This window comes from Pseudomonas sp. MS19, from assembly GCF_013277615.1.
Taxonomy (GTDB): Bacteria; Pseudomonadota; Gammaproteobacteria; order Pseudomonadales; family Pseudomonadaceae; genus Aquipseudomonas; species Aquipseudomonas marincola.
Window position 1 is genome coordinate 152700 of sequence record NZ_VBTO01000007.1, and the last position, 22210, is coordinate 174909.

25 protein-coding genes are annotated in these 22210 nt (G+C 57.0%); 14 read left to right on the forward strand and 11 right to left on the reverse strand.

From position 1 onward, the window contains the following. Positions 1-101: 101 nt before the first annotated feature. Positions 102-1448: a metalloprotease PmbA gene (gene pmbA, locus FEZ62_RS06630; RefSeq protein ID WP_172927212.1), complete on the forward strand. Its 1347-nt coding sequence runs from the start codon at positions 102-104 to the stop codon at positions 1446-1448. A gap of 84 nt (positions 1449-1532) precedes the next feature. Here pmbA and FEZ62_RS06635 read toward each other — a convergent pair whose 3' ends face one another. The 10 genes from FEZ62_RS06635 to FEZ62_RS06680 all read right to left on the reverse strand — a co-directional run bounded on the left by FEZ62_RS06635 (position 1533) and on the right by FEZ62_RS06680 (position 8742). After that, on the reverse strand, positions 1533-1805 hold the full coding sequence (locus tag FEZ62_RS06635; protein ID WP_090509714.1) for an HPr family phosphocarrier protein: 273 nt from the start codon (positions 1803-1805) through the stop codon (positions 1533-1535). Positions 1806-1817: 12 nt separating this feature from the next. After that, positions 1818-2675 (reverse strand): RNase adapter RapZ, encoded by an 858-nt coding sequence (gene rapZ, locus FEZ62_RS06640; protein ID WP_069898022.1) that lies wholly within the window; start codon positions 2673-2675, stop codon positions 1818-1820. An 11-nt stretch (positions 2676-2686) separates the two neighbouring features. After that, positions 2687-3151, reverse strand: a complete 465-nt coding sequence (gene ptsN / locus FEZ62_RS06645; RefSeq protein WP_090509716.1) for a PTS IIA-like nitrogen regulatory protein PtsN — start codon at positions 3149-3151, stop codon at positions 2687-2689. Positions 3152-3166: 15 nt separating this feature from the next. Further along, positions 3167-3475, reverse strand: a complete 309-nt coding sequence (raiA, locus tag FEZ62_RS06650) for a ribosome-associated translation inhibitor RaiA (RefSeq protein WP_069898020.1) — start codon at positions 3473-3475, stop codon at positions 3167-3169. A gap of 273 nt (positions 3476-3748) precedes the next feature. After that, positions 3749-5257 (reverse strand): RNA polymerase factor sigma-54, encoded by a 1509-nt coding sequence (locus FEZ62_RS06655; RefSeq protein ID WP_069898019.1) that lies wholly within the window; start codon positions 5255-5257, stop codon positions 3749-3751. Between the two features lie 127 nt (positions 5258-5384). Then, positions 5385-6110 carry an LPS export ABC transporter ATP-binding protein gene (gene lptB / locus FEZ62_RS06660; RefSeq protein ID WP_090509718.1) on the reverse strand — a complete coding sequence of 242 codons (726 nt, stop codon included), beginning with the start codon at positions 6108-6110 and terminating at the stop codon, positions 5385-5387. 2 nt (positions 6111-6112) lie between these two features. Beyond that, positions 6113-6658 (reverse strand): lipopolysaccharide transport periplasmic protein LptA, encoded by a 546-nt coding sequence (gene lptA / locus FEZ62_RS06665; RefSeq protein ID WP_172927213.1) that lies wholly within the window; start codon positions 6656-6658, stop codon positions 6113-6115. After that, a complete protein-coding gene (gene lptC, locus FEZ62_RS06670; protein WP_090509720.1) occupies positions 6645-7220 on the reverse strand; it encodes an LPS export ABC transporter periplasmic protein LptC in 576 nt (191 codons plus the stop codon). The genes lptA and lptC overlap by 14 nt, the downstream gene beginning before the upstream one ends. Before the next feature lie 8 nt (positions 7221-7228). Then, complete coding sequence (locus FEZ62_RS06675) at positions 7229-7768, reverse strand: HAD family hydrolase (RefSeq protein WP_069898015.1); 540 nt, start codon at positions 7766-7768, stop codon at positions 7229-7231. Then, positions 7768-8742 carry a KpsF/GutQ family sugar-phosphate isomerase gene (locus tag FEZ62_RS06680; RefSeq protein ID WP_069898014.1) on the reverse strand — a complete coding sequence of 325 codons (975 nt, stop codon included), beginning with the start codon at positions 8740-8742 and terminating at the stop codon, positions 7768-7770. Before FEZ62_RS06680 ends, FEZ62_RS06675 begins: the two co-directional genes overlap by 1 nt. 242 nt (positions 8743-8984) lie before the next feature. Here FEZ62_RS06680 and FEZ62_RS06685 point away from each other — a divergent pair, with 242 nt between their 5' ends. The 10 genes from FEZ62_RS06685 (at position 8985) to hisC (ending at position 17059) form a co-directional block, all read left to right on the forward strand. Then, a complete protein-coding gene (locus tag FEZ62_RS06685; protein WP_150547623.1) occupies positions 8985-9794 on the forward strand; it encodes an ATP-binding cassette domain-containing protein in 810 nt (269 codons plus the stop codon). After that, positions 9794-10591: a lipid asymmetry maintenance ABC transporter permease subunit MlaE gene (gene mlaE / locus FEZ62_RS06690; protein ID WP_069898012.1), complete on the forward strand. Its 798-nt coding sequence runs from the start codon at positions 9794-9796 to the stop codon at positions 10589-10591. Before FEZ62_RS06685 ends, mlaE begins: the two co-directional genes overlap by 1 nt. Then, positions 10591-11061, forward strand: coding sequence for an outer membrane lipid asymmetry maintenance protein MlaD (gene mlaD / locus FEZ62_RS06695; protein ID WP_069898011.1), 471 nt, complete (start codon positions 10591-10593; stop codon positions 11059-11061). The genes mlaE and mlaD overlap by 1 nt, the downstream gene beginning before the upstream one ends. A gap of 11 nt (positions 11062-11072) precedes the next feature. Beyond that, complete coding sequence (locus FEZ62_RS06700; RefSeq protein ID WP_069898010.1) at positions 11073-11705, forward strand: ABC transporter substrate-binding protein; 633 nt, start codon at positions 11073-11075, stop codon at positions 11703-11705. Further along, a complete protein-coding gene (locus tag FEZ62_RS06705) occupies positions 11702-12010 on the forward strand; it encodes an STAS domain-containing protein (RefSeq protein WP_090509724.1) in 309 nt (102 codons plus the stop codon). Before FEZ62_RS06700 ends, FEZ62_RS06705 begins: the two co-directional genes overlap by 4 nt. Before the next feature lie 144 nt (positions 12011-12154). Continuing rightward, on the forward strand, positions 12155-12394 hold the full coding sequence (locus tag FEZ62_RS06710; protein WP_069898008.1) for a BolA family protein: 240 nt from the start codon (positions 12155-12157) through the stop codon (positions 12392-12394). A gap of 22 nt (positions 12395-12416) precedes the next feature. Further along, complete coding sequence (gene murA, locus FEZ62_RS06715) at positions 12417-13682, forward strand: UDP-N-acetylglucosamine 1-carboxyvinyltransferase (RefSeq protein WP_069898007.1); 1266 nt, start codon at positions 12417-12419, stop codon at positions 13680-13682. Positions 13683-13807: 125 nt separating this feature from the next. Beyond that, positions 13808-14443 carry an ATP phosphoribosyltransferase gene (gene hisG, locus FEZ62_RS06720; RefSeq protein ID WP_069898006.1) on the forward strand — a complete coding sequence of 212 codons (636 nt, stop codon included), beginning with the start codon at positions 13808-13810 and terminating at the stop codon, positions 14441-14443. 203 nt (positions 14444-14646) lie between these two features. Beyond that, positions 14647-15957: a histidinol dehydrogenase gene (gene hisD / locus FEZ62_RS06725; RefSeq protein WP_069898005.1), complete on the forward strand. Its 1311-nt coding sequence runs from the start codon at positions 14647-14649 to the stop codon at positions 15955-15957. Positions 15958-16006: 49 nt separating this feature from the next. After that, positions 16007-17059, forward strand: a complete 1053-nt coding sequence (gene hisC / locus FEZ62_RS06730; protein ID WP_172927214.1) for a histidinol-phosphate transaminase — start codon at positions 16007-16009, stop codon at positions 17057-17059. A 76-nt stretch (positions 17060-17135) separates the two neighbouring features. On the opposite strand, the gene algW is transcribed toward hisC, so the two are convergent. Further along, positions 17136-18278 (reverse strand): Do family serine endopeptidase AlgW, encoded by a 1143-nt coding sequence (gene algW, locus FEZ62_RS06735; protein WP_069898003.1) that lies wholly within the window; start codon positions 18276-18278, stop codon positions 17136-17138. A 109-nt stretch (positions 18279-18387) separates the two neighbouring features. Here algW and FEZ62_RS06740 point away from each other — a divergent pair, with 109 nt between their 5' ends. From FEZ62_RS06740 to cysN, 3 genes are all read left to right on the forward strand, one after another. After that, on the forward strand, positions 18388-19146 hold the full coding sequence (locus tag FEZ62_RS06740) for a Nif3-like dinuclear metal center hexameric protein (RefSeq protein WP_090509731.1): 759 nt from the start codon (positions 18388-18390) through the stop codon (positions 19144-19146). A gap of 165 nt (positions 19147-19311) precedes the next feature. Further along, positions 19312-20229: a sulfate adenylyltransferase subunit CysD gene (gene cysD / locus FEZ62_RS06745; RefSeq protein WP_069898001.1), complete on the forward strand. Its 918-nt coding sequence runs from the start codon at positions 19312-19314 to the stop codon at positions 20227-20229. 12 nt (positions 20230-20241) lie between these two features. Continuing rightward, entirely contained in the window at positions 20242-22140 is a 1899-nt protein-coding gene (cysN, locus tag FEZ62_RS06750; protein WP_069898000.1) for a sulfate adenylyltransferase subunit CysN, read from the forward strand. Positions 22141-22210 lie beyond the last annotated feature (70 nt).

The window sequence follows — 22210 nt, forward strand, 5'->3', positions numbered from 1 at the left end:
ACAATCCAGTGGATAACGTCGTCATGATAGCAGCAAGTTTCTGACTGCAAACGTCCGGCCATAGGCTGATGACGTATGAAGTTGATAAATCAGGAGTGGTTATGAGTGCAGTTGAAGTGGTCGGCCCACAAGGTTTGTCTGCATTGCAGGCGCAAGTGGAGCAAATTCTCGCCGAAGCCAAGAAGCAGGGCGCCAGTGCCTGTGAGGTTGCCGTGTCGGTCGAACAGGGCCTCTCGACCAGTGTGCGTCAGCGTGAAGTAGAAACGGTTGAATTCAACCGTGACCAGGGATTTGGGATCACCCTGTACGTGGGTCAGCGTAAAGGTTCTGCGAGCACTTCGGCGAGTGGCGACGCGGCCATTCGCGAGACCGTAGCGGCGGCGTTGGCGATTGCCAAGCATGCCTCGGAAGATGAGTGTTCCGGTTTGGCAGATGCCGGCCTGATGGCGCGTGAGCTGCCGGATCTGGACCTTTATCACGCCTGGTCAATTAGCCCGGAGCAGGCTATCGAGCAAGCGTTGCAATGCGAAGCCGCGGCCTTTGATACCGATGCACGCATCAAGAATGCCGATGGCACCTCGCTGAGTACGCATCAGGGCTGCCGTATTTATGGCAACAGCCATGGCTTTATCGGTGGTTATGCCAGTACGCGTCATAGTCTCAGTTGCGTGATGATTGCCGAGCAGGATGGCCAGATGCAGCGCGACTATTGGTACGACGTTAATCGTCAGGGCGAGATGTTGGCGAGTGCTGAAAGCATTGGCCGTCGCGCCGCTTTGCGTGCCGTCAGCCGTTTGGGCGCGCGTCCGGTGCCTACTTGCGAAGTGCCGGTGCTGTTTTCGGCTGAACTGGCGACTGGCTTGTTCGGCAGTTTTCTCGGCGCGATTTCGGGCGGCAGCATCTACCGCAAGTCTTCGTTCCTTGAGGGCACTATCGGCGAGCAGTTGTTTCCGCAATGGCTGAATATTGATGAGCGTCCGCATATTCCGCGTGCAATGGGCAGCGCAGCCTTTGATGGCGACGGCCTTGCAACCTACGCCAAGTCATTCGTCGAGAGCGGTGAGCTGTTGAGCTATGTGCTGGGCACCTACTCAGGCCGTAAGCTGGGAATGCCAAGTACTGCCAACGCCGGCGGCGTGCATAACCTGTTCGTCAGCCATGGCGATGAAGACCAGCAGGCGCTGATCAAGCGCATGGGGCGCGGGTTGTTGGTGACTGAACTGATGGGCCACGGCCTGAACATGGTGACCGGCGATTACTCACGCGGCGCTGGCGGTTACTGGGTCGAAAACGGCGAGATCCAGTTCCCGGTGCAGGAAGTGACCATTGCCGGCAACATGCGTGACATGTTCAAGCAGATTGTCGCGGTGGGTAATGATCTGGAACTGCGCAGCAATATTCGCACGGGTTCAGTGCTGATTGAGCGCATGACCGTCGCCGGCTCTTAAGTCGCCGTAGCGTCATTCGCCAAAACCAGCACCCAATAAAAAAGCAGACGTTTAGAGCGTCTGCTTTTTTTGTGCGCGAAAGGGCTATTCGCCTTCGTCGAAGAAGTTATTGATCAACTCGATCAGTGCTTCAAGCGCCTCTTGTTCCTGCTCGCCTTCGGTGTGCAGGTGTACAGGCGTGCCTTTACCGGCGGCCAGCATCATTACCGCCATGATGCTTTTACCATCGACCAGGCTTTCTGGGCTGCGGCCAACACGAACTGTGCACGGGAAACGGCCGGCTACGCCCACAAACTTGGCGGCGGCGCGGGCATGCAGGCCCAGCTTGTTGATAATGATGATTTCGCAAGCAGGCATCGCGCCTAATCCTTAGCTGAGGTCGCGGTGGCGAACCTGAACATTCTTCAGTTGAGTTTTAAGCGCTTCACTCAGGCGCTGGGCCAGGTACACGGAGCGATGTCGCCCGCCAGTGCAGCCAATGGCGACGGTCACGTAGGCGCGGTTGCTGGCAGCGATACGCGGCAGCCATTTCTGCAGATAACCGGCGATGTCCTGATACATCTCTTCCACTTCGGGTTCTGCGCTCAGGTAATCATTGATTGGCTGATCCAGGCCGCTGTAATCACGCAGCTCGGGTTTCCAGTACGGGTTCGGCAGGCAACGCACGTCGAACACCAGATCGGCATCAACCGGCAGGCCACGTTTGAATCCGAAAGACTCAACCAGATAAGCAGTGCCCGGCGCCGGTTGCTTGAGCAGGCGCAGGGTTAGCGTGTCACGCAGTTGGTAGAGATTGAGATGAGTGGTGTCGATGCGCAGGTCAGCAAGGTCGATAATCGGTTCGAGCAACTTGCTTTCATCGCCGATAGCCTCCGACAGCGAGCGATGCTCGGAGGTCAGCGGGTGACGTCTGCGTGTTTCCGAGAAGCGCTTGAGCAGGGTGTCTTGCGCGGCATCAAGGTAGACGATATCGCAGCGGATGTTGCGGTCACGAACCTGACGCAGCAGCTCGGGGAAGCGCTTGAGCTGGCTGGGCATGTTGCGCGCATCAATCGACACCGCCACAAAAGGTTGCAGCTGCTCGGGATGCAACAGGGCCCGTTCCGCCAACTCGGGTAACAAGTCGGCAGGCAGGTTGTCGATGCAGTAGTAACCGTTGTCTTCGAGGACATCAAGGGCCGTACTTTTGCCCGAGCCCGAACGACCGCTGACGATGATTAAGCGCATAGGGCGATTTCCTACTGGCCGCTTTGTACGTCCACTACAACGTCATAGAGGGCCTGATTGCTGTCAGCATGGCGCAGGCGTTCACGGACTTCGTTGCGGTCTAGCATGCTGGCAATCTGGCGCAGCAATTCAAGATGCTCGTCAGTTGCCGCTTCCGGAACCAGCAATACAAACAGCAGGTCGACGGGAGCGCCGTCAATGGCGTCGAAGTCGACTGCTGAGTCAAGTCTGAGTACCGCACTCACCGGCGCACTACAGCCAGGCAGACGACAATGCGGGATCGCAATGCCATTACCAAAACCGGTGGAACCGAGTTTTTCGCGGGCAATCAGGCTTTCGAAAATGTCTTGGCCGTCAAGGTCGCTCAAGTCACGAGCGACCAGATTGGCGATTTGTTCAAGAACACGTTTTTTACTGCCGCCCGGCACGTTCACAAGGGAACGGCCGGGGGTCAGGATGTCTTCAAGTCGGATCATAGGAGGTGAGCGATGTCAGCGGGCCATAGCGCCTTGCTGACGGTCGAGCTGCTTTTCCTTGTGCTTGATAAGTTGTCGGTCAAGTTTGTCTGTTAGTAAATCGATTGCTGCGTACATGTCATCGTGCTCAGCGTTGGCAACGACTTCGCCGCCCGCTATGTGCAAGGTCGCTTCAATTTTCTGCTTGAGCTTCTCGACCTCCATGATGACTTGTACATTGGTGATCTTATCGAAGTGGCGTTCTAATCGACTGAGTTTCTCCTCGATATAGTCACGCAGGGCGTCGGTCACATCCAGCTGGTGTCCACTGATGTTGACTTGCATACCGCTTTCTCCTTGTTGCCGTGTAGTAGTGACAGGCAATTTGCCTGCCGCCGGAACACTGAAGCTTGCTCACTTACCCTGTAGCGGTTCTGCGGTGCTGTGTAACGCTGTTTGACGCGGGTTGTGTTGCCTCAAACATGTCGGACCTGCATATCACCCAGAGTAAGCAGATTGTCTGCCGGGTCGCTTCGGCTTCTGCCGTGCGCTTTGCTCAGCCCTGATATCAGTATGGCTGTTTTGCAGGAAAGCACAGGGTTTGCTTTGGCGACTCCCTCACATTAATCGTTTGCGCTCGCTGGACGGTGCTATGCCGAGTGACTCACGGTATTTGGCAACGGTGCGGCGAGCGACTTGAATACCTTGTGCCTCCAGTAAACCAGCGATCTTGCTGTCGCTCAATGGCTTTTTTGCATTTTCCGCAGCAACCAGTTTTTTAATGATTGCGCGAATCGCTGTCGACGAGCATTCACCGCCTTCAGAGGTGCTTACGTGGCTAGAGAAGAAATATTTCAACTCGTAAATGCCGCGTGGTGTGTGCATGAATTTTTGCGTGGTGACGCGTGAAATCGTCGACTCGTGCATACCTACAGCCTCGGCAATATCATGCAGAACCAGCGGTTTCATGGCCTCGTCACCGTAGTCGAGGAAACCGCGCTGGTGCTCGACAATCTGCGTGGCAACCTTCATCAGGGTTTCGTTACGGCTCTGCAGGCTCTTGATGAACCAGCGCGCCTCCTGCAACTGATTACGCATGAAGGTGTTGTCGGCGCTGGAGTCTGCGCGGCGCACGAAACCTGCGTACTGCGGGTTGACCCGCAAGCGCGGCATGGCTTCCTGGTTGAGTTCTACCAGCCAGCGGTCATTGTGTTTGCGCACAATGACGTCGGGCACTACATACTCCGGCTCGCCAGACTCGATTTGCGAGCCGGGGCGCGGGTTGAGGCTCTGGATCAGCTCAATGACCTGACGCAGCTCGTCTTCCTTGAGCTTCATGCGGCGCATCAGTTGGCTGTAGTCGCGGCTGCCCAGCAGGTCGAGGTAATCATTTGCCAGACGCTGGGCTTCAGCTAGCCAAGGTGTTTTCGCGGGCAATTGGCGCAGCTGCAACAACAGGCACTCGCTGAGTGTTCGTGCGGCAATGCCGGCGGGCTCGAACTGCTGAATGCGGTGCAGAACGGCTTCGACTTCATCGAGCTCGATGTCGAGTTCCGGGTCGAATGCGCTGACCACTTCATCGAGGGTTTCTTCGAGATAACCCTGCTGATTGATGCAGTCGATCAGGGTCGCCGCGATAAGCCGGTCTTTGTCCGACATTGGCGACAGGTTGAGTTGCCACAACAAATGGCTTTGCAGGCTTTCGCCTGTCGAGGTGCGCGTGGTGAAGTCCCACTCGTCATCGTCGTTGCTTGGCAGGCTGCTGGCGCTTGTCTGATAAACGTCTTCCCAGGCGGTATCAACCGGCAGCTCATTGGGAATGCGCTCATTCCACTCGCCATCTTCCAGGTTGTCTACGGTTTGCGACGGTTCCTGATAGGTCGGTTCCTGGAAATTGGCCTCTTCCTGATTCGGTGAGGCAGCCGTTTCCGCTCCGTCAGCCATAGGGTCGGAATTATCGAAGTCGTCGCCATCTTCTTGGCGCTCGAGCATCGGATTGGACTCCAACGCCTCCTGAATCTCTTGTTGCAGATCCAGGGTTGAGAGTTGAAGTAGGCGGATGGCTTGTTGCAGCTGAGGCGTCATCGTCAGCTGCTGGCCCATCTTCAGGACTAGCGATGGTTTCATTGCAGACCTTATTAACCGGCGTCTATGCGCAATCCACTACAGGGCATTTGAGCCACAAGGAGGCAGAGTATATGCCTTTCCCCGTGGCCTTTGCCTAGCACTGCTTTTGAGTTTGGGCATGATTCGGCTAGAGCCTGAACTCATGTCCCAAATAGACTTCTTTTACAATCTCGTTGGCCAGAATGGCTTCTGAGTCACCTTCGGCAATCAATTGGCCGTCACTGACAATGTACGCAGTTTCGCAAATATCCAGCGTTTCGCGAACGTTGTGGTCGGTGATCAGTACGCCAATACCTTTGGCTTTCAGGTGGTGAATAATCTGTTTGATGTCCCCAACCGAAATCGGGTCCACCCCGGCAAATGGTTCGTCGAGCAGTATGAATTTAGGCGCCGTGGCCAGTGCGCGGGCAATTTCAACCCGGCGACGTTCACCACCCGACAAGCTCATGCCGAGATTATCGCGGATGTGGTGAATATGAAATTCTTCGAGCAGGCTTTCCATCTCCGCGTGACGCGCAGCACGGTCGAGCTCCTTGCGGGTCTCGAGAATCGCCATGATGTTGTCCGAGACGCTGAGCTTGCGAAAGATCGACGCTTCTTGCGGCAGATAACCAATGCCGGCGCGCGCGCGGCCATGCATCGGCAGGTGGCTGACATCCAGGTCGTCGATCAAGACGCGACCCTGATCAGCCTGCACCAAGCCTACAATCATGTAGAAGCAGGTGGTTTTACCGGCGCCGTTAGGCCCGAGCAGGCCAACGATCTGGCCGCTTTCGATATTCAGGCTGACGTCACGCACGACCTGGCGGCTTTTATAGCTTTTGGCCAAATGCTGGGCTTTCAGAATCGCCATCGTTATTCGGCCGCCTGTGGTTCAGCTGGTTTGCTTTTCGGCTGGATAACCATGTCGATGCGCGGGCGCGGTGTGGTGATCTGGTTGCCCGTGGCGCGACCGGCATTAACGATCTGACGCTGCGTGTCGTAGACGATTTTCTCGCCTTCGAAGGTATTGCCTTCTTGAATGACCTTGGCCTGATCGATCAGGACAATGCGATTCTTGCTGGCAAAGTACTGGATGGTAAGGCCATAGGCTTTAACCAGTTCTTTGTCTTCTGCGGGCTTCTGCTCGTAATAAGCTGGCGTGCCGACAGAGGTGAACACGTCGATATCACCTTGAGCAGTTTGCGTGATCGTCACGGTATTGCCGGTGATCTTCATGGTGCCCTGAGTGATGATCACATCGCCGCGGTACACGGCTACGCCCTGTTTATCATCCAGTTCGGCGCTGTCTGCTTGCACGCGAATTGGCTGATCTTTGTCAGAAGGCAGCGCCCAGGCATTGAAGCTGCCGAGTGTGGCGCCCAAGCTGAGCAGAAGGGGAAGGGTTTTAACGAACCTCATGCTGGCCTCTTACTTTGGACAGAAGGAGCATCCTGCTGTCATCCAAATATGCTTTCATTCCGACCGCGGTCGTTACGCCGTTGGCAGCGTCGATTCTAACGGCTTGCTCAGTCTGCGCATATTGTTTATCGGGGAATACTGTCAGTCTGCTGGTATTGAGTATGGTCGGGCGACCTTTTGCATCGGTGCGCTCGACCTTCACTTTGTCGATCAGCTCGACTTCCTGGCCGCCAGGGCCAATCTCGCCTTTTTCGCTGCGAACGTGCCACGGGTATTCCGTGCCACGGTAAAGCATCAGGTTAGGCAGCGTCACGTTGGTGATGTCGGTTGCCTTGAAGTGTTCCAGTTTGTCGGCCTTCAAGGTGTAGTGGCGGCTACCGTCCGGCATGTATTGCACGGTAGAGGTATTAACCACATAAAAATCGATCGGGCTGTCGTTAGTTGCCGCTGGCTGGCGATCCGAGAAGGTTTCCTGGTTGATGTTCCAGTAACCGACGGCCACGAGCAATGCAGCCCCAATGGCGTACAGCAGCAGTGACAGCAATTTACGTGGGTTAGGCATAATCAATTCTATAAGTAAGCGGCTTGAGCAGCTTCGAGGCTGCCTTGGGCTTGCATGATCAGCTCGCAAAACTCGCGTGCTGCACCTTCTCCACCTTTGGCCTGAGTCACTGCGAAGGCGTGTTCGCGGACAAACGGGTCGGCGCTGGCGACTGCCATACCCAAGCCAACGCGGCGAATAACCGGCAGGTCGGGCAAGTCATCGCCGAGGTAGGCCACTTCAGCATAGTCGAGACCGAGTTCGCCAAGCAGTTCGTCCAGTACCACCAGTTTATCTTCTCGCCCTTGGTACAGGTGCTGAATGCCGAGGTTTTGCGCGCGACGTTCAACCACCGGTGTTTTGCGACCGGTGATAATAGCGGTGCGCACGCCGGATTGGATCAGCAATTTAATGCCGTGGCCGTCGAGGGTGTTGAAGGTTTTGAATTCGCTGCCATCAACCAGAAAGTACAGCTTGCCGTCGGTCAGTACGCCGTCGACGTCGAAAATCGCCAGCTTGATCTTGGCGGCGCGCGCTTGCAGTTCGGGGCTTAGTGCTTGTTTAGTCATTACAGAACACCGGCGCGCAACAGATCGTGCATGTTGAGGGCGCCTGTTGGCCGGTCGTTGTCATCGACAACCACCAGCGAGTTGATTTTGTGGTCTTCCATTATTTTCAGGGCTTCCGCTGCGAGCATTTCGGCGCGTGCGGTCTTGCCATGAGAGGTCATGACCTGATCAATAGTTGCAGTGCGTACATCGATATTGCGATCGAGCGTGCGGCGCAAATCACCGTCGGTGAATATCCCGGCCAGTTTGCCGTCCGCCTCAAGTATTACCGCCATGCCCAGGCCTTTCTGGGTCATTACCAGCAACGCATCGCGCAGGCTGGTGCCGCGGTTGACCACCGGCAGGCTCTCGCCGCTGTGCATCACATTCTCTACTTTGAGCAGCAAACGCCGGCCCAGTGCGCCGCCCGGGTGCGAGAACGCAAAGTCTTCGGCGGTGAATCCGCGGGCTTCAAGCAGCGCGATGGCCAGTGCGTCACCGAGTACCAACGCGGCAGTGGTCGAGGAGGTAGGCGCCAGATTGAGCGGGCAGGCCTCTTCGGCAACGCGTGCGTCCAGATTAACGTCCGCTGCGCGTGACAGTTCTGAGTCCGGGTTGCCGGTCATGCTGATAAGAGTGATGCCGAGGCGTTTGATCAACGGCAGCAGGGTGATGATTTCGGCAGTCGAGCCGGAATTGGACAGGGCCAGGACCGTGTCGTCGCGGGTGATCATGCCCATGTCGCCATGGCTGGCTTCAGCCGGATGCACAAAGAAAGCCGTGGTGCCGGTGCTGGCCAGTGTGGCCGCAATCTTGTTGCCGATGTGCCCAGATTTGCCCATGCCGACCACCACCACGCGGCCTTTGCTGGCGAGGATTAGTTCGCAGGCACGAACAAAATTGTCATCAATTCGCGGCAACAGTGCTTCCACCGCCTGCAGTTCAAGGCGGATAGTGCGTTCTGCGGATTTGATCAGTTCGCTGGGCTGGCTCATGGTATTCAATCATCACGGTTGAACAAAAAGGGGGCGATTATATCGCGAAAGGGCGAGGGACTCACCGTGCAATTCCTCGGGCTGGACTAAACGCCAGTAAATACAAGCAAACCACCCGTGGTGTTGGGTAGGGCCGCGCAGCAGTGATATAGTTCGCGGCTAATTTTGGGTGTCCGCCTGACGTGGTGCCTTCTTGGTGAAGTGGCGCGTCTACGAGGAAGCTTGTAGGTAATGGAGTCCAGATGAACGCCGATGAAAAGTATGCGGTCGAGCTGAAAGGTCTGAGCTTTAAGCGCGGCACGCGCGATATCTTCAAAGATATCGATATTCGCATACCGTGCGGCAAGGTTACCGGGATCATGGGGCCGTCCGGCAGTGGTAAAACCACGCTGTTGCGGCTTATCGGGGCCGAGCTACGCCCCGATGCAGGTGAAGTTTGGGTTAACGGGGTCAATCTGCCCACGCTTTCGCGTACCGAACTGTTCGATATGCGCAAGAAAATGGGCGTACTGTTCCAGAGCGGCGCACTGTTTACCGATCTTGATGTGTTCGAAAACGTAGCCTTCCCGTTGCGGGTTCACACCAAGCTGCCCGAAGCCATGATCCGTGACATCGTCCTGATGAAACTTCAGGCGGTAGGTCTGCGTGGCGCCGTGCAGCTGATGCCCGATGAACTCTCAGGCGGTATGAAGCGCCGCGTCGCCCTGGCGCGAGCGATCGCGCTGGACCCGCGTATCCTTATTTATGACGAGCCATTTGTAGGGCAGGACCCGATCGCAATGGGGGTTTTGGTGCGCCTGATCCGCCTGCTCACTGATGCTTTGGGTATAACCAGCATCGTGGTCTCGCATGATTTGGCCGAAACCGCGAGTATTGCCGACTATCTCTATGTAGTGGGAGACACCCAGGTATTGGGGCAGGGGACTCCGGAGGAGTTGATGAATTCGGATAATCCGCGGGTTCGTCAGTTCATGCAGGGCACGCCTGATGGTCCTGTGCCGTTCCATTTTCCGGCGGACGATTACCGCTCAGACTTGCTAGGGGGGCGCTGATGCGCAGAAAATCACCGCTCGAACGCGTGCAGTTGCTAGGCCGTGCCGGCATTGATGTCGTCACCAGCCTTGGCCGTTCGACCATTTTTCTGCTGGCGGCGCTGTTCGGGCGTGGCACCTCAGGGAAGTTCACTCAGCTTCTGATCAAACAGCTGTATTCGGTTGGCGTGATGTCGCTGGCGATTATTGTCGTTTCCGGTGTGTTCATCGGCATGGTGTTGTCGCTGCAGGGCTTCAGCATTCTGGCCGCCTACGGCTCCGAACAGGCGGTTGGGCAAATGATTGCGCTGACCCTGTTGCGTGAGCTCGGCCCGGTGGTGACTGCACTGTTGTTCGCCGGCCGCGCCGGTTCGGCACTGACCGCAGAGATCGGCAACATGAAATCGACCGAGCAGCTTTCGAGCCTGGCGATGATTGGTGTCGATCCGCTGAAATATATTGTGGCACCAAGATTGTGGGCCGGGTTTATCTCCATGCCTTTGTTGGCGATGATATTCAGCGTCGTCGGAATCTGGGGCGGTTCGATGGTTGCTATCGACTGGCTGGGTGTCTACGAGGGCTCGTTCTGGTCCAATATGCAGAACAGCGTGTCGTTCACCGATGATGTGGTTAACGGCATTATCAAGAGCATTGTGTTCGCCTTCGTGGTGACATGGATCGCGGTCTTTCAAGGCTATGACTGTGAGCCGACCTCGGAAGGCATCAGCCGCGCAACCACCCGAACAGTTGTTTATGCCTCGCTTGCAGTGCTGGGGCTGGACTTTATTCTGACTGCATTGATGTTTGGAGATTTCTGATGCAAAACCGCACACTGGAAGTAGGTGTCGGCCTGTTCTTGCTGGCTGGTATGTTGGCTCTTATGTTGCTGGCATTGCGCGTAAGCGGTCTGGCTGTTGGCGCGGGCGAGGATACCTACAAGGTCTATGCGCATTTCGACAACATCGCCGGTCTGACCGTCCGCTCTAAAGTCACCATGGCCGGTGTTAGCATCGGTAAAGTCACCGCAATCGACCTGGATCGCGACAGCTACACCGGTCGCGTTACCATGGAGTTGAACAAAGACGTGGATAACCTCCCGATTGACTCAACCGCGTCGATCCTTACGGCTGGCTTGCTGGGAGAAAAATACGTCGGTATCAGTGTAGGTGGTGAGGAAGAGCTGCTGGCCGACGGCGGCACCATCCACGACACTCAGTCCTCACTGGTGCTGGAAGAATTGATTGGTAAGTTTCTGCTGAATTCGGTCAACAAAGATTCGGCCAACTAACGAGGCTCAAAATGATTAAGTTGTTGCGTAATAGCGTATTGGTATTGCTGGCAGCGTTGCCTCTGTTTGCCTCTGCAGCGCAGACGGCCACTGAGGTGGTTGAGACAGCGACCAACACATTGTTGGCCGATCTGAAGGCCAACAAAGAACAGTATCGCGCTAATCCGGACGAGTTCTACGCCGCACTCAACCGTATTCTGCTGCCGGTTGTAGACGTTGAAGGTATCTCGCGTGGCGTGATGACCGTGCGTTTTTCGCGCAAGGCTACGCCTGAGCAAATGACTCGCTTTGAAGAGAACTTCAAGCGCAGCCTGATGCAGTTTTATGGCAATGCACTGCTTGAGTACAACAACGAAGACGTCCGCGTGCTGCCAGAATCCGGCAAGCCGGGCGCTGATCGTGCCTCGGTGAATATGGAAATCACCGGTTCCGGTGGCGCGGTTTACCCGCTGACTTACACCATGGTGCGTAAGAACAACACCTGGGTCATGCGCAACCTGATCATTAACGGGATTAATGTTGGCAAGCTGTTCCGCGACCAGTTCGCCGAGCAGATGCAGGTTAAGAACAACGATCTCGATAAAGTGATCGATTCCTGGGCTGACGTCGTCGCCAAGGCGCGCAATGCAAAGGGTGATGCGTGAGTCAGGCCAGTATTGAGTCGTTATCGCCCGGCGTTTTGTGCCTGTGCGGAGACATCGACTTTACCAGCGGGCCGTCACTGCGTGAGCAGGGCGGCAAGTTGATTGCCGCCAGCCAGAGCACACAGGTTGTCGTCAACTGCGCCAAAATTGAACGCTCAAGCAGCGTCGGTTTGTCTCTCTTGCTGGCCTTTATGCGCGATGCACAGGCCGCCGGGAAAAGCATTTTGGTGCGCGACATGCCGAAGGAATTGCATGAATTGGCCCGGGTTTCGGGCCTGCTGGACATTTTACCTATCGAGGCCTGAGTAGATGTGGCCGGCTCACCGGCTATCACGTGGGGTTCGCAGGGTATGGGCTTTTTTGTATGATGCACGACCCCGCGGGCCCGGGAGCCGTTAATCGGCCCCAAAACTCTGGCGCGCACATGAATTCGTTGATTGAGGTTGAGCATGCAGGCCTTAGAAGTAAAAACTTTCCTAGAGGCGCAGTTGTCAGACACCCAGGTCGAGGTTGAAGGCGAAGGCTGCAACTTCCAGCTGAATGTTATTAGTGACGAATTGGCCGGTTTGAGTCCGGTTAAGCGTCAGCAGCAAGTCTATGCTCATTTAAATCCGTGGATTGCTGATGGCAGCATTCACGCCGTGAGCATGAAATTCTTCAGCCGTGCCGATTGGGCAGCGCGTTCATAAGCCTGCGGGCGACGAGATAACTATGGATAAACTGATTATTACCGGCGGCGTTCGCCTTGATGGCGAAATTCGCATTTCCGGTGCCAAGAACTCGGCCTTGCCGATTTTGGCTGCAACGTTGCTGGGCGACTCGCCGATTACCATCTGCAACCTCCCGCACCTGCACGACATCACCACGATGATCGAGCTGTTCGGGCGCATGGGTATCGAGCCGATTATTGATGAAAAGCTCAGTGTCGAAGTCGACGCGCGCGCCATCAAGACGCTGGTAGCACCTTATGAGCTGGTGAAAACCATGCGCGCCTCGATCCTGGTTCTGGGGCCGATGGTTGCGCGCTTTGGCGAGGCAGAAGTTGCCCTGCCGGGTGGTTGCGCGATTGGTTCGCGTCCGGTGGACCTGCACATTCGCGGCCTCGAAGCCATGGGTGCGAAGATCGACGTTGAAGCCGGTTACATCAAGGCCAAGGCGCCTGAAGGTGGCCTGGTCGGCGCCAACTTCCACTTTGACATGGTCAGTGTGACGGGCACCGAAAACATCATGATGGCTGCTGCGCTGGCCAATGGCCGCAGTGTCCTGACGAACGCCGCACGCGAGCCGGAAGTCGTGGATCTGGCTAACTGCCTGATCGCCATGGGCGCAAAAATTGAAGGTGCCGGTACTGACACCATCACCATCGACGGCGTTAAGCGCCTCGGCGGCGCAACGTTCAGCGTGATGCCAGACCGTATCGAAACCGGTACTTACCTGGTGGCAGCAGCTGCTACGGGTGGTCGCGTCAAGGTCAAGGACACCGATCCGAGCACGCTCGGCGCGGTTCTCGAAAAGCTTGAAGAAGCCGGCGCTGTAGTTACTTGTGGTCCGGACTGGATCGAACTCGACATGCAGGGCAAGCGTCCCAAGGCGGTAAGCCTGGTAACTGCTCCGTATCCTGAGTTCCCTACCGACATGCAGGCTCAGTTCATCGCCCTCAATGCGATTGCTGACGGCGTGGGCACCATTGTTGAAACGGTGTTCGAAAACCGCTTCATGCATGTACATGAAATGCTGCGCATGGGTGCGCAAATCCAGGTTGAAGGCAACACGGCCACTGTTACCGGTGCCGAGCGACTGGTGGGTGCGCCGGTTATGGCCACCGACTTGCGTGCATCGGCCAGTCTGGTAATTGCCGCGCTGGTTGCTGAAGGCGACACCCTGATCGACCGCATCTACCACATTGACCGTGGTTACGAGTGCATCGAAGAGAAGCTGCAATTACTCGGCGCGAAAATCCGCCGCGTTCCGGGCTGATCAAACGCAACAGACGTCTGCGAGCAGGGTTTTAGAACTGCTCGCAGGGTTGTCCTGCGTTTGCGGTTGCGCTGATTGCAATCGTGCCTGTGACGATACAACCGCTTTTAAAGGTTTGAATAAAAATGCTCACCATTGCGTTGTCCAAAGGCCGCATTCTCGATGACACCCTGCCATTGTTGGCAGAGGCCGGCATTGTGCCGACAGAGAATCCGGATAAAAGCCGCAAGCTGATTATCCCGACGACACAGGAAGATGTTCGCCTGCTGATCGTGCGTGCGACCGATGTACCGACCTATGTTGAGCATGGCGCGGCTGATCTGGGGATTGCCGGTAAAGACGTGCTGATGGAGTACGGCGGTCAGGGCTTGTATGAGCCGCTCGACCTGCGTATCGCCCGTTGCAAGCTGATGACCGCTGGAGCTGTAGGTGCGCCGGAGCCGAAAGGCCGCCTGCGTATCGCCACCAAGTTCGTCAACGTTGCCAAGCGTTATTATGCCGAACAGGGCCGTCAGGTCGATGTCATCAAGCTGTATGGCTCGATGGAATTGGCGCCGCTGGTGGGCCTTGCCGACAAGATTATCGACGTGGTCGATACCGGTAACACGCTGCGTGCCAATGGCCTTGAGGCGCAAGACCTGATCGCCACGATCAGCTCACGTCTGGTGGTCAACAAAGCGTCGATGAAAATGCAGCATGCGCGCATCCAGGCGCTGATCGATGCCTTGCGCATCGCGGTCGAGTCGCGCCACCCAAGCTGATTCCCTTCGGCATTACGCCGCACTTTGCGCCACGGACGGCGCAAATGCCGAATTCGCAGGAGCGACTCGGTTCCCCTATCCGTGTAATAGCCAGAATTGTCAGGTGCCCGCACGGTGCGGCTGGTATTGTATGGGCGCCTGAAAATCTTCGTTCTCAGGATTACGTACCCGTTTTGTGACCTTGCCAAACAATGAGGCCCGCTATGACCGCTCCCATCGCTATCCGCCGACTCAATGCTGCTGAGCAGGGTTTTGCCCATCATCTTGATCAGTTGCTGAGCTGGGAGAGCGTGTCTGATGACGGCGTCAATCAGCGGGTGCTGGAAATCATTGCCGCCGTGCGCAGCCGTGGTGACGCAGCTCTGGTGGAGTACACCCAGCGCTTCGACGGATTGGAAGTGGCGAGCATGGCCGACCTGATTCTGCCGCGTGCCCGTTTGGAACAGGCTCTGCAGCGGGTCACCGCCGAGCAGCGCACAGCACTCGAAACCGCCGCTGAACGTGTGCGCAGCTACCACGAGAAGCAGAAGCAGGATTCCTGGCGTTACACCGAAGCAGACGGCACCGTGCTGGGCCAGCAAGTAACGCCCCTCGACCGCGCCGGTCTTTACGTGCCGGGCGGTAAGGCGACTTATCCGTCGTCGGTGTTGATGAACGCGATTCCTGCCAAGGTCGCGGGCGTGGCCGAAGTGGTCATGGTTGTGCCGACGCCGCGTGGCGAAATCAACGAGATGGTGCTGGCCGCTGCCGCGATTGCCGGCGTAGACCGGGTCTTCACTATCGGTGGCGCGCAAGCCGTTGCAGCGCTCGCGTACGGCACCGAAAGCGTGCCGCCGGTCGACAAGATTGTTGGCCCGGGCAATATCTATGTGGCCACCGCCAAGCGCCACGTGTTCGGTAAAGTCGGTATCGACATGATCGCCGGTCCTTCGGAGATTCTGGTGGTGTGCGACGGCCAGACCGATCCGGACTGGATCGCCATGGACCTGTTCTCGCAGGCCGAACACGATCAGGACGCGCAGTCGATTCTGCTCAGCACCGACGCGGCGTTCCTCGACAAAGTCGCAGAGAGCATCAACCGGTTGCTGCCGACCATGGAGCGCGCAGATATTATCCGCACCTCGCTGGAAGAGCGTGGCGCGCTGATTCATGTTGCCGACAAGGCACAGGCCGTCGAAGTGGCCAACCGGATTGCACCAGAGCACCTGGAATTGTCGGTTGAATCGCCAGAAGAGTGGCTACCGCTGATCCGTCACGCTGGCGCGATTTTCATGGGCCGTTACACCGCCGAAGCTTTGGGCGATTACTGCGCTGGCCCGAATCACGTGTTGCCAACGTCCGGCACGGCGCGGTTCTCATCGCCGCTAGGGGTTTATGACTTCCAGAAGCGTTCGTCGATCATTTACTGCTCGGCAGACGGCGCCTCGGTGCTGGGTAAAACTGCCTCGGTGCTGGCGCGCGGTGAGTCGCTGACAGCCCACGCGCGCAGTGCTGAATACCGGATCAAGTCATAATCGGCTTCATGCCCGATTGAATTGCCATATTTTCGAGGAGACAAGGGTGATGAGTAAGTTCTGGAGCCCTTTCGTCAAAGACCTGGTGCCTTATGTGCCAGGTGAACAGCCCAAGTTAACCAAGCTGGTTAAACTTAACACCAACGAAAACCCTTACGGCCCTTCGCCCAAGGCCATCGCGGCGATGCAGGCCGAAGTCACTGATGATCTGCGCCTTTATCCAGACCCTAACGGTGACCGGCTGAAGCAGGCGGTAGCCGATTATTACGGCGTGCAGACCAATCAGGTGTTCGTCGGTAACGGTTCGGATGAAGTGTTGGCACATGCCTTCCATGGCCTGTTCCAGCACGGCAAACCGCTGCTGTTTCCGGACATCAGCTACAGCTTCTATCCGGTTTATTGCGGCCTGTATGGCATTGAAGCCAAGCAGATTGCGCTGGATGAGCAGTTCCAGATTCGCATCGAAGATTACGCGCAGACCAATGCCGGCATCATCTTCCCGAATCCGAACGCCCCAACCGGTTGCCTGCTGGCGCTGGAGGCCATTGAGCGCTTGCTGCAACTCAACACTGAAACAGTGGTGCTGGTGGATGAAGCCTACGTTGATTTCGGCGGTGAGACGGCAATTTCGCTGGTCGATAAATACCCGAACCTGCTGGTCACCCAGACGTTGTCTAAGTCGCGTTCGCTGGCCGGTTTGCGCGTGGGTCTGGCCGTTGGTCATCCTGATCTGATCGAGGCGCTGGAGCGTATCAAGAACAGCTTCAACTCTTACCCGCTGGACCGCATGGCCATTGCGGGTGCCGCGGCGGCGTTTGCAGACCGTGAGTACTTCGCGCAAACCTGCAAAGCGGTTATCGACAGCCGTGAAACAGTAGTGGCTGGTTTGCAGGCGCTGGGCTTTGACGTGCTGCCGTCCAAGGCCAACTTCGTTTTCGCCCGTCACCCGCAACATGACGCGGCCAAGTTGGCGGCCAAATTGCGTGAGCAAGGGGTTATCGTGCGCCACTTCACGCAGCCGCGCATCGCTCAGTTTCTGCGCATTACCATCGGTACACCTGAGCAGAATCAGGCTTTGCTGGATGGGCTTGAAGGCGTTTGATACAGCTTTACTGTTCGGCATAAAAAAGCCGGATCATCCTGGGGTGATCCGGCTTTTTGCTGTCTGCACGTTGTGCTTAGTTGGTTGACGCTGGCGGGCGAATGCCGACTTCTGCGGTGAGCTGCATGGCTTCGCCGTTGCGCATGATATCAATGCGAATCTTGTCGCCGGGTTTTGCCCGGGCCACCTGATTCATTGAGCGGCGGCCGTCGCTGGCAGACTCGCCATCAATCGTCAGAATCAAATCGCCGGGTTGCAGGCCGGCCTTTTGCGCCGGGCCGTCGCGGTAGATGCCGGCAACAATAATGCCTGGGCGACCTTCCATGCCGAACGATTCAGCCAGTTCAGGGGTCAGAGGTTGTACTTCAATTCCCAGCCAGCCACGGATGACTTGGCCATGTTCGATGATTGCCTGCATAACATCCAATGCCAGCTTGACCGGAATCGCGAAGCCGATCCCTTGCGAGCCGCCGGACTTGGAGAAAATCGCAGTGTTGATGCCGACCAGATTGCCGTAGGCATCAACCAGCGCGCCGCCGGAGTTGCCGGGGTTGATCGCGGCGTCGGTCTGGATAAAGTCTTCGTAGGTATTGAGGCCCAGCTGGTTGCGACCGGTTGCGCTGATAATGCCCATGGTCACGGTCTGACCAACGCCGAACGGGTTGCCGATGGCCAGCGTGACATCGCCAATCTTGATGTTGTCGGAACGCCCGAGGGTGATCGAGGGCAAGTCATCAAGGTCAATCTTGAGCACTGCCAAGTCGGTTTCCGGGTCACTGCCAATCACGCGCGCCAGCGTTTCGCGACCATCCTTGAGGGCCACAACAATCTGGTCGGCGTCTGCGGTCACGTGATTGTTGGTCAGCAGATAACCTTCCGGGCTCATGATTACCGCCGAGCCCAGGCTCGACTCCATGCGCCGCTGCTTGGGCAGGTTGTCGCCGAAGAACTTGCGGAACTGCGGATCTTCAAACAGCGGGTGAGCCGGTTTGTTGACGTACTTGGTGGTGTACAGGTTGGCCACAGCCGGAGACGCCAGCGTCACCGCATCCGCATAAGAGGCCGGGCCCTGCTTGCTGAGACTGTATTTGGGGGATTGCGTGAGTTGCACATCCTGGCTTGGAAGGCCAACCCACTGGGGATAGCGCTGGATAATCAGCAGCGCCAACAATACACCAGCAAGCAGAGGCCAACCGAGAAAACGCAGAGCCTTGGGCATCAATCAAATCCTGAGGGTTGCTAGGGCAAAAAAGGCCCCTTAATGTGGGCATTATAAAGGGCGGGTCGCTAATAAAGCAGCGTCCTGCCGCGTTTGATAGGGAATCTTAATGGCAATTGCACTGTCCACTCTCGTTGATGAAGCTGAACGCTACCTGAATTCCGCCTCTATAAACGATTACTGTCCAAATGGCCTGCAAATCGAAGGTCGTCCGCAGGTGCGTAAAATCGTCTCGGGTGTCACCGCCAGTCAGGCGTTGATCGACGCCGCAATCGAAGCCGAAGCCGATGTTCTGTTGGTTCATCACGGCTACTTCTGGAAGGGTGAAAATCCGTGTGTCACCGGCATGAAGCAGCGTCGCCTGAAAGCCCTGCTGGCCAATGACATCAGCTTGCTCGCCTTCCACTTGCCGCTCGACGTTCACCCCGAGGTCGGCAACAACGTTCAGCTTGCTGCGCAATTGGGTATCACCGTTGAAGGTCCGCTCGAACCGGGTAACCCGCGCACTGTTGGGCTGGTCGGCTCACTGCCGGAAGCGCAAACCGCTGAAGAGTTTGCCCAGCGGGTAAAACAAGTATTGGGACGCGAGCCTTTGTTGGTTGCCGGGCCGCAGATGATTCGGCGAGTCGGCTGGTGCACCGGCGGTGGGCAGGGCTATATCGATCAGGCGGTTGCCGCCGGCGTTGACCTGTATTTGACCGGCGAAGCCTCCGAGCAAACCTTCCATAGCGCCCAGGAAAATGCCATCAGCTTTATCGCCGCAGGCCACCACGCGACAGAGCGCTACGGCGTGCAAGCGCTGGGTGATTATCTGGCGCGACGCTTCGCCCTTGAACACCAGTTCATCGACTGCCCGAACCCTATTTGATCCGCCCTCCAACCAGCAGTGCTCGCCTCTGAGTGCTGCTTTCGCCGGCATAATGTTAGACCGTTTTGTTCTAGATAGCGCCCTGAATAGACCGTTGTGCTGTGCTAGAGTGCGGCTCTAATCCACGGCCCGCCGGCCCAATGATATAGCCAATCGTGAGTAGCCATGCTCGATAAACTGACGCACCTGAAACAGCTGGAGGCGGAGAGTATCCACATCATTCGTGAAGTGGCCGCCGAATTCGATAACCCGGTGATGCTCTATTCCATCGGTAAAGATTCCGCCGTGATGCTCCATCTGGCGCGCAAGGCATTCTTCCCGGGCAAGTTGCCTTTCCCGGTATTGCACGTCGACACGCGCTGGAAATTCCAGGAGATGTACCGCTTCCGCGAGCAGATGGTCACGGAAATGGGCCTGGATCTGATCACCCACATCAACCCTGATGGCGTGGCTCAGAACATCAACCCGTTCACCCACGGCAGCGCCAAGCATACCGACATCATGAAAACCGAAGGTCTCAAGCAGGCACTCGACAAGCATGGTTTCGATGCCGCTTTCGGTGGTGCCCGTCGTGACGAAGAGAAGTCGCGTGCCAAAGAGCGCGTGTATTCCTTCCGTGACAGCAAGCATCGTTGGGACCCGAAGAATCAGCGTCCCGAGCTGTGGAATGTATACAACAGCAAGGTCAAGAAGGGTGAGTCGATTCGGGTGTTCCCGCTCTCCAACTGGACCGAGCTGGATATCTGGCAGTACATCTACCTTGAGCAGATCCCGATCGTGCCGCTTTACTTCGCTGCCGAGCGTGATGTGATCGAGAAGAATGGCACGCTGATCATGATTGATGACGAGCGCATTCTTGAGCACCTCACCGATGAAGAGAAGTCGCGGATCGAGAAGCGCAAAGTGCGTTTCCGTACCCTTGGCTGCTATCCGTTGACGGGTGCTGTCGAGTCCGAGGCCGAAACCCTCACCGATATCATTCAGGAAATGCTCCTGACCCGTACGTCCGAACGCCAGGGGCGCGTCATCGATCACGATGGAGCGGGCTCTATGGAAGAGAAAAAACGTCAGGGCTACTTCTAAGGATCGCGCACGATGAGTCATCAATCCGATTTGATCAGCGAGGACATCCTCGCCTATCTGGCCCAGCACGAACGCAAGGAACTGCTGCGCTTTCTTACTTGCGGTAACGTCGACGACGGCAAGAGCACGCTAATCGGCCGCCTGCTGCACGACTCCAAGATGATCTACGAAGATCACCTTGAAGCGATTACCCGCGACTCGAAAAAGAGCGGCACCACCGGCGAAGAAGTGGATCTGGCGCTGCTGGTTGATGGTCTGCAAGCCGAGCGCGAGCAGGGCATTACCATCGACGTGGCCTACCGTTATTTCTCGACCGCCAAGCGCAAGTTCATCATTGCCGATACACCAGGCCATGAGCAGTACACGCGCAACATGGCCACGGGCGCCTCGACCTGTGACCTGGCGATTATTCTGATTGATGCGCGTTACGGCGTGCAGACACAGACCAAGCGTCATAGCTTTATTGCCTCGTTGCTGGGCATCAAGCACATCGTAGTGGCCGTCAACAAGATGGACCTCAAAGGCTTCGATGAAGGCGTTTTCGAGCAGATCAAGGCCGATTACCTGAAGTTCGCCGAAGGTATCCAGCTCAAGCCAACATCGCTGCACTTCGTGCCGATGTCTGCGCTCAAAGGCGACAACGTGGTCAACCACAGCGAGCAGTCGCCTTGGTACACCGGCCAGACGCTGATGGAAATTCTTGAGACCGTTGAAGTCGCGGGTGATCGCAACTTCACCGACCTGCGTTTCCCGGTGCAGTACGTTAACCGTCCGAACCTGAACTTCCGTGGTTTTGCCGGCACGCTCGCCAGTGGCATCGTGCACAAGGGCGACGAAGTGATGGTGTTGCCTTCGGGCAAGAGCAGCAAGGTCAAGTCCATCGTCACTTACGAAGGTGAGCTTGAGCAGGCCGGTCCTGGCCAGGCGATTACCCTGACTCTGGAAGACGAGATCGACGTGTCGCGTGGCGACATGCTGGTGCATGCCGACAACCGTCCGCAGGTCACTGACAGCTTCGATGCCATGCTGGTGTGGATGGCTGAAGAGCCCATGCTGCCTGGCAAGAAATACGACATCAAACGCGCCACCAGCTATGTGCCGGGCACTATTGCCAGCATTACTCACCGCGTGGATGTAAATACCCTGGAACAGGGTGCTGCGAGCAGCCTCAACCTTAACGAAATCGGTCAGGTCAAAGTGGCTCTGGATGCATCGATTGCGTTGGATGGCTACGCGCATAACCGCACCACAGGGGCGTTTATCGTGGTCGACCGGCTGACCAATGGCACCGTTGGCGCTGGCATGATCATCGCCGATGCTGTCGGCTCGCAAGGCGGTTCGCATCACGGCAAACAAGCTCACGTTTCGACTGAAGAGCGTTCTGCGCGTCTCGGTCAGCAGCCGGCCACTGTGTTGTTCAGCGGCCTGTCGGGCGCTGGCAAGAGCACCTTGGCTTACGCGGTTGAGCGCAAGCTGTTTGACATGGGCCGTGCGGTTTACGTGCTTGATGGTCAGAACCTACGTCACGACCTCAACAAAGGTCTGCCGCAAGACCGTGTTGGCCGTACCGAGAACTGGCGTCGCGCTGCACACGTGGCACGCCAATTCAACGAAGCGGGTCTGCTGACACTGGCCGCGTTCGTCGCGCCGTCGGCTGAAGGCCGTGAGCAAGCACGCACACTGATCGGCGCCGAGCGCATGATCACTGTTTACGTGCAGGCTTCACCGCAGGCCTGCCGCGAGCGTGACCCGCAGGGTTTGTATGCCGCCAATGGCGACAACATCCCGGGCGAGTCCTTCCCGTATGACGTGCCGCTGGATGCGGATCTGGTTATCGACACGCAAAGCGTCTCGGTCGAGGAAGGCGTCAAGCAGGTACTCGCGGTACTGCGCGAACGCGGCGCGATTTAACGCCACTGGCCCACTGCAGCGGATTCGTTGCAGTGGGCTTCGGTTGTTAACGCACTAATCGCCAGACAAT

Bases quoted from the DNA above. Each gene is read 5' to 3' on its own strand.
- algW (WP_069898003.1), bottom strand. From the start codon at position 18,278: ATGCCCAAGGCTCTGCGTTTTCTCGGTTGGCCTCTGCTTGCTGGTGTA.
- FEZ62_RS06675 (WP_069898015.1), bottom strand. From the start codon at position 7,768: ATGACTAAACAAGCACTAAGCCCCGAACTGCAAGCGCGCGCCGCCAAG.
- murA (WP_069898007.1), top strand. From the start codon at position 12,417: ATGGATAAACTGATTATTACCGGCGGCGTTCGCCTTGATGGCGAAATT.
- mlaE (WP_069898012.1), top strand. From the start codon at position 9,794: ATGCGCAGAAAATCACCGCTCGAACGCGTGCAGTTGCTAGGCCGTGCC.
- FEZ62_RS06685 (WP_150547623.1), top strand. From the start codon at position 8,985: ATGAACGCCGATGAAAAGTATGCGGTCGAGCTGAAAGGTCTGAGCTTT.
- hisC (WP_172927214.1), top strand. From the start codon at position 16,007: ATGAGTAAGTTCTGGAGCCCTTTCGTCAAAGACCTGGTGCCTTATGTG.
- FEZ62_RS06740 (WP_090509731.1), top strand. From the start codon at position 18,388: ATGGCAATTGCACTGTCCACTCTCGTTGATGAAGCTGAACGCTACCTG.
- ptsN (WP_090509716.1), bottom strand. From the start codon at position 3,151: ATGATCCGACTTGAAGACATCCTGACCCCCGGCCGTTCCCTTGTGAAC.
- lptB (WP_090509718.1), bottom strand. From the start codon at position 6,110: ATGGCGATTCTGAAAGCCCAGCATTTGGCCAAAAGCTATAAAAGCCGC.
- lptC (WP_090509720.1), bottom strand. From the start codon at position 7,220: ATGCCTAACCCACGTAAATTGCTGTCACTGCTGCTGTACGCCATTGGG.
- hisG (WP_069898006.1), top strand. From the start codon at position 13,808: ATGCTCACCATTGCGTTGTCCAAAGGCCGCATTCTCGATGACACCCTG.
- raiA (WP_069898020.1), bottom strand. From the start codon at position 3,475: ATGCAAGTCAACATCAGTGGACACCAGCTGGATGTGACCGACGCCCTG.
- FEZ62_RS06680 (WP_069898014.1), bottom strand. From the start codon at position 8,742: ATGAGCCAGCCCAGCGAACTGATCAAATCCGCAGAACGCACTATCCGC.
- lptA (WP_172927213.1), bottom strand. From the start codon at position 6,658: ATGAGGTTCGTTAAAACCCTTCCCCTTCTGCTCAGCTTGGGCGCCACA.
- mlaD (WP_069898011.1), top strand. From the start codon at position 10,591: ATGCAAAACCGCACACTGGAAGTAGGTGTCGGCCTGTTCTTGCTGGCT.
- FEZ62_RS06655 (WP_069898019.1), bottom strand. From the start codon at position 5,257: ATGAAACCATCGCTAGTCCTGAAGATGGGCCAGCAGCTGACGATGACG.
- FEZ62_RS06635 (WP_090509714.1), bottom strand. From the start codon at position 1,805: ATGCCTGCTTGCGAAATCATCATTATCAACAAGCTGGGCCTGCATGCC.
- cysD (WP_069898001.1), top strand. From the start codon at position 19,312: ATGCTCGATAAACTGACGCACCTGAAACAGCTGGAGGCGGAGAGTATC.
- pmbA (WP_172927212.1), top strand. From the start codon at position 102: ATGAGTGCAGTTGAAGTGGTCGGCCCACAAGGTTTGTCTGCATTGCAG.
- FEZ62_RS06700 (WP_069898010.1), top strand. From the start codon at position 11,073: ATGATTAAGTTGTTGCGTAATAGCGTATTGGTATTGCTGGCAGCGTTG.
- rapZ (WP_069898022.1), bottom strand. From the start codon at position 2,675: ATGCGCTTAATCATCGTCAGCGGTCGTTCGGGCTCGGGCAAAAGTACG.
- FEZ62_RS06710 (WP_069898008.1), top strand. From the start codon at position 12,155: ATGCAGGCCTTAGAAGTAAAAACTTTCCTAGAGGCGCAGTTGTCAGAC.
- hisD (WP_069898005.1), top strand. From the start codon at position 14,647: ATGACCGCTCCCATCGCTATCCGCCGACTCAATGCTGCTGAGCAGGGT.
- cysN (WP_069898000.1), top strand. From the start codon at position 20,242: ATGAGTCATCAATCCGATTTGATCAGCGAGGACATCCTCGCCTATCTG.